Source organism: Aeromonas sp. ZOR0002 (assembly GCF_963866995.1).
GTDB classification, from domain to species: domain Bacteria; phylum Pseudomonadota; class Gammaproteobacteria; order Enterobacterales; family Aeromonadaceae; genus Aeromonas; species Aeromonas caviae.
Genome location: NZ_CAWMFQ010000136.1, coordinates 1 through 6522 on the forward strand (window position 1 = coordinate 1; position 6522 = coordinate 6522).

General features: G+C 65.4%; 7 protein-coding genes. 5 read left to right on the forward strand and 2 right to left on the reverse strand.

What is annotated here, in order from left to right; all coding sequences use genetic code 11:
- The 3 genes from pdxR to AACR77_RS08235 form a co-directional block, all read left to right on the forward strand.
- Positions 1 to 1151: MocR-like pyridoxine biosynthesis transcription factor PdxR (pdxR, locus tag AACR77_RS08225; RefSeq protein ID WP_042880746.1), on the forward strand; the 1151-nt coding region annotated here is incomplete at its 5' end.
- Positions 1152 to 1253: 102 nt separating this feature from the next.
- On the forward strand, positions 1254 to 2138 hold the full coding sequence (locus tag AACR77_RS08230) for a hypothetical protein (protein WP_042880754.1): 885 nt from the start codon (positions 1254 to 1256) through the stop codon (positions 2136 to 2138).
- Entirely contained in the window at positions 2122 to 2952 is an 831-nt protein-coding gene (locus AACR77_RS08235) for a substrate-binding periplasmic protein (protein WP_231563179.1), read from the forward strand. The genes AACR77_RS08230 and AACR77_RS08235 overlap by 17 nt, the downstream gene beginning before the upstream one ends.
- Positions 2953 to 2968: 16 nt before the next feature.
- Here the strand turns inward: AACR77_RS08235 and AACR77_RS08240 are convergent, their stop codons facing one another.
- The gene (locus AACR77_RS08240) at positions 2969 to 3844 is read right to left on the reverse strand and encodes a LysR family transcriptional regulator (protein WP_042880749.1); all 876 of its coding nucleotides are present in this window, start codon (positions 3842 to 3844) and stop codon (positions 2969 to 2971) included.
- Between the two features lie 128 nt (positions 3845 to 3972).
- Between AACR77_RS08240 and AACR77_RS08245 the strand changes: the two genes are divergently transcribed.
- The gene (locus AACR77_RS08245; RefSeq protein ID WP_039040574.1) at positions 3973 to 4374 is read left to right on the forward strand and encodes a CidA/LrgA family protein; all 402 of its coding nucleotides are present in this window, start codon (positions 3973 to 3975) and stop codon (positions 4372 to 4374) included.
- On the forward strand, positions 4367 to 5056 hold the full coding sequence (locus AACR77_RS08250; protein ID WP_010675703.1) for an LrgB family protein: 690 nt from the start codon (positions 4367 to 4369) through the stop codon (positions 5054 to 5056). The genes AACR77_RS08245 and AACR77_RS08250 overlap by 8 nt, the downstream gene beginning before the upstream one ends.
- Positions 5057 to 5123: 67 nt before the next feature.
- Here the strand turns inward: AACR77_RS08250 and metL are convergent.
- Positions 5124 to 6522: bifunctional aspartate kinase/homoserine dehydrogenase II (metL, locus tag AACR77_RS08255; protein WP_042880751.1), on the reverse strand; the 1399-nt coding region annotated here is incomplete at its 5' end.

Below are 6522 nucleotides of genomic sequence, written 5' to 3' on the forward strand. Positions count from 1 at the left end.
CCCAGTCAGCGGCTGGCCTCTCCCGCCGCGGCCAGGAGATGGCCCTGGGTGGCGCCTGTCACGACGTGCCCGAGGTGGGCACCAACTTTGCTTCCAGCCAGCCGGATCCCCGTCTCTTCCCCCAGGCACTCTGGGGTCGGCTGATGCAGCAACAGTGGCGCCAGCGCGCCAGCGACTGGATGAACTACGGGGATCCCCAGGGGCTTGGGGAACTTCGCGCCGCCATCAGCAGCTATCTGGTGCAGTCCCGCGGCGTGGTGTGCGAGCCGGATCAGATCCTGATCCTCACCAGCTCCCAGCAGGGGATCCTGCTGGCGACCCAGTTGCTCATCGATGCCGGTGACACCGTCTGGGTGGAAGACCCCGGTTATCCCGGGGCTCGCACCGCCATGGAGAGCGCCGGTGCCCGGGTGCATCCGGTGCCGGTGGATGAAGAGGGGCTCAACCCTCATGGGGATCATCCTGCACCGCGCCTCATCTACTGCACCCCGGCACACCAGTATCCCCTTGGCGTCCCCATGAGCCTGCCCCGCCGCATGGCGCTGCTGGCCGAGGCAGAGCGTCACGGCGCCTGGATCCTGGAAGACGATTACGATGGGGAGTACCAGTATGATCAGCGTCCCCTGCCCGCCCTGCAGGGGCTCGACGGCCAGGGGCGGGTGATCTATGTGGGCACCTTCAGCAAGGTGCTGTTCGGCTCGCTGCGCCTCGCCTACCTGGTGCTGCCCAGGCCGCTGATGGACTCCTTCTGCCGCGCCCGGGCCGCCGTCGACGGCCACAGCAACCAGTTGCAGCAAGCGGTCACGGCAGACTTCATCCGGGGCGGGCACTTCGCCACCCACCTGCGCCAGAGCCGCCTCCTCTACCAGAGCAGACGGGATCTGCTGCTGGCGGAACTGGCCGAGCACTGCCCGGGGCTCACCCCCATCCACAGCGGCGCCGGCCTGCAGTGCGCCGTGCTGCTGCCCCCCGGTGGCGAGGCGCGCTGGACCAATGCCGCCAATACCTGCGGGCTGGGGCTGCGCCATCTGGGCCAGTTCTACCTGGGCCCGCCGACGCTGGAAGGGTGGCTGCTCGGCTTTGGCTGCCTCGACAACCAGACGCTGCGCCAGCTATGTCGTCGCCTGGGTCTCTTGATGAAATCCGCATGACCCCCTTATCAAGAGGTCAGATCTGCCAGAGCCTGATAGCGCTGTGTCGACGGGAATGGCCCGTCTATACTGGGCACAATCCCGTTGCCGAACCCGGTCAAGATGCATCGAATCCTGCTCCTTTTGCTCGCCCTCTCCCTCCCGTCCCTCACGATGGCGGCCACCCGCTTCACCCTGATCACCGGGGAAACCCAACAGGACGTCCGCATGAATTATTACCGGGCGGCGATGCGGCTGGCGCTGGAGAAAACACGGCCCGATTACGGCGACTATGAACTGCTCGACGCCATCAGGATGAACAAGGCGAGGATGCGGCTCGAAGTGCAAACGCCGGGCAAGAATGCCCTCTTCATTGTCGACAGCTGGCCCCAGGAGATCCCTCAACCCGGCGTCAGCCTGGTCCCCTTCCCCATCGATCTGGGCGTGCTCGGCTACCGGGTCTGTTTTGTCGGCAGCGCCCGTGCCCAGGCCCTGGCCGGGGTTCACACCCTGTCCCAGTTGCAGCAGTTCACGCAAGGGGTGGGCACAGGCTGGCGGGATGCCGACATCCTTCGCTACAACGGCTTCAGGGTGCAGGAGGTGGATAACTATGAGTCACTGTTTCGCCTGGTGGCCCGTGGCCGGATCGATCTCTTCTGCCGTGGTGCCAACGAGATATTGAGCGAGTGGAAAAACCACAGACCCGGCCTGCCGGGGCTGACCGTGGATAGCCATGTCGCCCTCTTCTATCCGCTCATCCACTCCCTCTACAGCCACGCCACCTACAGCAAGGAGCGCGAGCGCCTTTTGCGCGGCCTGCAACTGGCCTGGAAAGATGGCTCCCTGCAGCGCCTCTGGCGCCAACATTTCCAGCCTTCCCTGGTCTTTGCCCGACTCGATTCACGCCAGATCTTCCGGCTGACCAACCCGCAGTTGCCCGACGAGAGCACCGACTACCGCGCCTATCTCTATGACCCGATGAGGGATGACTTTGGCATCGCTCCCTGACTGGCTCGCCGGTTCTCCCCTGTCAGGCAGGCTCCCCTTGCGCACTCTCTGCCTGGCGCTGCTGCTCTGGTTGCTGCCGACCTGCGTCATGGCCGCTCCCGGCAGCATTCGTGCCTGCATGGAGAACAGTGATTCGCCTCCCTGGTTGCTGATGTCCGGCGAGGGGATAGTGCAGTTCCACCTCAAGGAGGTGGCAAACCGGATCGGGCATCCCATCATTCTCACCCCCCTGCCCTGGAAACGCTGCCTCTCCCTCGTCAGCCAGGGCCAGCTCGATGCCGCCGTCAAGCTGAGCTACAGCGAAGAGCGTGCTCGCACCATAGGGGTCTATCCCATGCGACAGGGGGCACCTGATCCCGCCAAGCGCCTGCTCACCGAGAGCTACAGCCTCTACCAGCCAAAAGGCGGACAGGTTCGCTGGGATGGCCGGCAGCTCGTCGCCCATGGCGTCATTGCGGCGCAGTCCGGTTTCTCCATCGTCGCCCAGCTGCAGGAGAGCGGTGTCAGGGTGGATGACTCCAGCAGGGAACCACTGATCCTGCTCAAGAAGGTCGCGATGCAGCGCGCCGTTGCCGCCGCCCTGCAAACCGGGGTCGCCGAACGGACCCTGGCCGCCCACCCGCAGTTGCAGGCCACACTCGAGCGGATCACCCCTCCCCTGGTCGAAAAACCCTACTACCTCATCTTCTCCCACCCCTTCCATCAAGCCCACCCCGATCTCAGCCAACAGGTGTGGGACGAGATTGAGGAGGTGCGACACTCCGCAGCCTATGCCCGCTTCGTCACAGGCATGGCGTCACCGGGGACCCCCTAACCCCAGCCCCCCTCCCTCAGCCCTGCTCGCGGCACAGGGCAAGCCAGGCCTCGGCGGTGCGGGAGAGGTAGCGATCCCCTGGCCAGATCACCCCGAGCCGCCAGCTCAGCGCCGGGGCCAGAGGGCGCAACACCAGGCCGTCCGGCGTCAGCCGCCGGCAGATGGGCTCCGGCAGGAAGGCGACCCCCATGCCGCTTCGCACCATGGCGGTGAGGAAGTCCCACTGGCTGCTGCGGGCCGCCACCTGAGGCACGAACCCGGCTTGCTCGCAGGCCTGCTCCAGCCGCTCGCTCAAGGTGAAGGCCTGGGTATAGAGCAGGAAGGGTTCGTCCCGCAGAGCCTCCAGCCGGATCTCGCCACCCTCGCGCCAGCGGGGCAGGTCCGGCAGCACCACCCGGATGGGGTAACTGTCCAGATCCAGGGCGCAGAGGGCCCCCTCTTCCCTGGTCGGCAGCATGGTGATGGCGAGATCCAGCTCCCCCGCCAGCACCGCCTGCTCGATGCGCCGCCCGCCATATTCGACGATGGAGAGCTCCACGCCGGGGTAGCGGCTGCGATAGGTACGGATGAGATCCGCATAGACATGGCCCACCATGGGCGGGATGCCGAGGGCAAGACGCCCGGATTGCAGGCTCTGCAGATCCGCCAGCTCCGCCTCCAGCTGCTGCATCTCCGCCAGGATGGTCTGGGCCCGAGTGAACAGCACCTGGCCGCTGTCGGTCAGGGTGAAGCGGCGGCCGACCCGGCTCAGCAGGGGCTGGCCCAGCTCCTCTTCCATGTTGCGGATCATTTTGCTGATGGTGGGCTGGGTGACGAACAGCTTTTCGGAGGCGCGGGTGAAGCTCTGCTCCCGCACCAGCTCGACGAAGTAACGCAGGGCTCGAATATCCATGGTGCTCTCTTGACGGGGATGGCTGGCTAAATCATGCCTCTTTGGCATGATTTTGATAATTTAAATTCATTTTTTGCAGGTTTGGTCCCTCTCTATACTGTGAGCAGGTTCACAGAAAGACGCTTGCCATGAAAACCCTCTGCCTTCGCTGGTTGCAAACCCCCTTCCAAATCGCCCTGCTGGCGGCCATCTGGTTGCTGGCCGACATCGCAGTGCGCACCTTGCACCTGCCCCTGCCCGCCAACCTCACCGGCATGTTGCTGCTGCTGGTCTGCATCCTGCTCGGGGTGGTCAAGGCCCAGTGGTTCAGTGCCGGGGCCCGCTGGCTGCTGGCGGAGATGCTGCTCTTCTTCGTCCCTGCCGTGGTGGCCGTGGTCAACTATCAGGAGCTGCTGCTGCAGGAAGGGTGGCGCATCATGGTGGTCCTGATCGTCAGCACCGTGCTGGTGCTCGGCACCACGGCGCTGGTGGTGGACAGGGTCTATCGCCTCGAGCTGAAGCTGGCCCGCCGGAGTCGCCGCCATGTCTGACACCCTGCTCGGCCTGCTCTGCTTCGCCCTGACCCTGCTCTTCTACTACGCCAGCAAGTGGCTCTATGGCAAAAAGCGCATCCTGCCCCTGATGCCGCTGCTGCTGGCCCCCACCCTGCTGGTGGCCGTGGTGATGTTGTTCCACATTCCCTACCGGGACTACATGGCCGAATCCCACTGGCTGCTCTGGCTGCTGGGCCCCGCTACCGTCGCCTTCGCGGTGCCCGTCTACGAGAATCGCCAGCTGATGCGCCGCCACTGGCTTTCCCTCTCGGTCGGGGTCGTGGCGTCCGTGGTGATGGCGGTGGGCAGCACAGTGCTGCTGGCCCGCTGGCTCAACCTCTCCGAGCTGTTGCAACGCAGCATGGCCATGAGATCCATCACCACCCCCTTCGCGGTGGAGGCGACCCGTTCCGTGGGTGGCAACGCCGATCTCACCGCCCTGTTCGTGGTGCTGACCGGCGTCATCGGCATGGCAGTGGGAGAAAGCGTGCTCACCGTGCTCGCCATCCGCAGCCGCCTTGGCAAGGGAGCGGGCTTTGGTGCCTCGGCCCACGGGGCCGGGACAGCCAGGGCCTATCAGATGGGCAACGAGGAGGGGGTGGTCTCCAGCATGGTGATGATGATCGCCGGCATGGCCACCGTGCTGCTCGCCCCCCTTCTGGGCAGGCTGTTCTGGTAACACCGCCACCCGATAACAGAAGAGGCGCCCTGGGGCGCCTCTTCTCATTGCATCGTGTCACGCAGCCTCAGAGGCTGGCGCAGATCTGCCAGAGATCGTACTGGATGGCGGCGGCCGTCACTTCCCGGCCCGCTCCCGGCCCCTGGATCACCAGGGGGTTGGTGCGATAGCTGTCGCTCTCGATGGCGAACACGTTGTCGCAGGGCAAGAGGTTGGCAAACGGGTGATGGGGCTCCAGCGCCTCCAGCCCGACGCGGGCCTTGCCGTCGTGTTCGAAGCGGGCGACATAACGCAGCACCTTGCCGACCCGGCGCGCCCCCTCGAAGGCTGTCTGGATAGGGTCATCCAGCTCCTTGAGCCTGTCCATGAACTGATCGGCGGTCACCTTGCGCAGGGCCACCGGCACCAGGTTCTCCAGCTCGATGTCGGCGGAGTCGAGTTCGAAGCCCGCCTCCCGCGCCAGGATGAGCAGCTTGCGGCGCACATCCTGACCGGAGAGATCCTCCCGGGGATCCGGCTCGGTCAGGCCGTGTTGCCACGCCTCGTCCACCAGTTCGGAGAAGGGGCGAGTGCCGTCATACTGCTGGAACAGCCAGGAGAGGGTGCCGGAGAAGATGCCGGAGACCCCCTGGATGCGGTCACCGCTCTGGCGCAGCATCTGGATACTGGACTGGATGGGCAGCCCGGCCCCCACGGTGGCGTTGTAGCGCCATTGCACCTGATGGTCGCGGCAGGTCTGCTTGATGCGCTGGTAAAACTCGCTGTCGGCGGCACCGGCAAACTTGTTGGCGGCGATGATGTGGATGCCGAGCTGGGCAAAGTCCGGGTAGTAGCGGCTCACCGTCTCGCTGGCGGTCATGTCGAGCGCGATCAGGGAGTCAAAACTGTGCTGCTCCAGCTGGGAGAGCAGCTCCGGCCAGATGAGCGGCTTGGGATTGAAGTTGTCCTGTACCTTGAGGGGATCCAGCCCCTCTTCGTCCAGCAGCCCGCCCTTGGAGTCGAAGACCCCGTAGAGGGTGAGCGCCAGATTGAGCTCATGCTCGAGGCGCGCCTTCTCGCGGGCATAGAGCCCCAGCCAGTGACCGCCTATATTGCCCTTGCCGAACACCACCAGCCCGACCCGGGTCGGGCGGCTGAACAGGGCACTGTGCAGAGCGATGAGCAGCGGCTCCAGCACGATCTGGCGCAGCACGGCCACCAGGCTCAGGCCGTCTTTGGCCACCTGCACGAACTCCAGAGGCTGATCCGCCAGCAGCTGGTAGAAACGGTGGCACTGCTCGGCGTTGTCGGTGACGCCGGCCCCCACCAAGGCGACCAGGCTGAACCCCTCCTTCTGGATGAGGCCGGTAAAGTTGCCCTGCAACTGGAAGTCACGGAGCACCTCGAAGGCCCCTTGTGCCACCTCCAGGGTGTAGGCCAGACGCAGGACCCGCCGATCCGGCTGGCGCTGCAGGGTGAGCGGATGG

Bases quoted from the DNA above. Each gene is read 5' to 3' on its own strand.
- AACR77_RS08240 (WP_042880749.1), bottom strand. From the start codon at position 3,844: ATGGATATTCGAGCCCTGCGTTACTTCGTCGAGCTGGTGCGGGAGCAG.
- AACR77_RS08245 (WP_039040574.1), top strand. From the start codon at position 3,973: ATGAAAACCCTCTGCCTTCGCTGGTTGCAAACCCCCTTCCAAATCGCC.
- AACR77_RS08250 (WP_010675703.1), top strand. From the start codon at position 4,367: ATGTCTGACACCCTGCTCGGCCTGCTCTGCTTCGCCCTGACCCTGCTC.
- AACR77_RS08230 (WP_042880754.1), top strand. From the start codon at position 1,254: ATGCATCGAATCCTGCTCCTTTTGCTCGCCCTCTCCCTCCCGTCCCTC.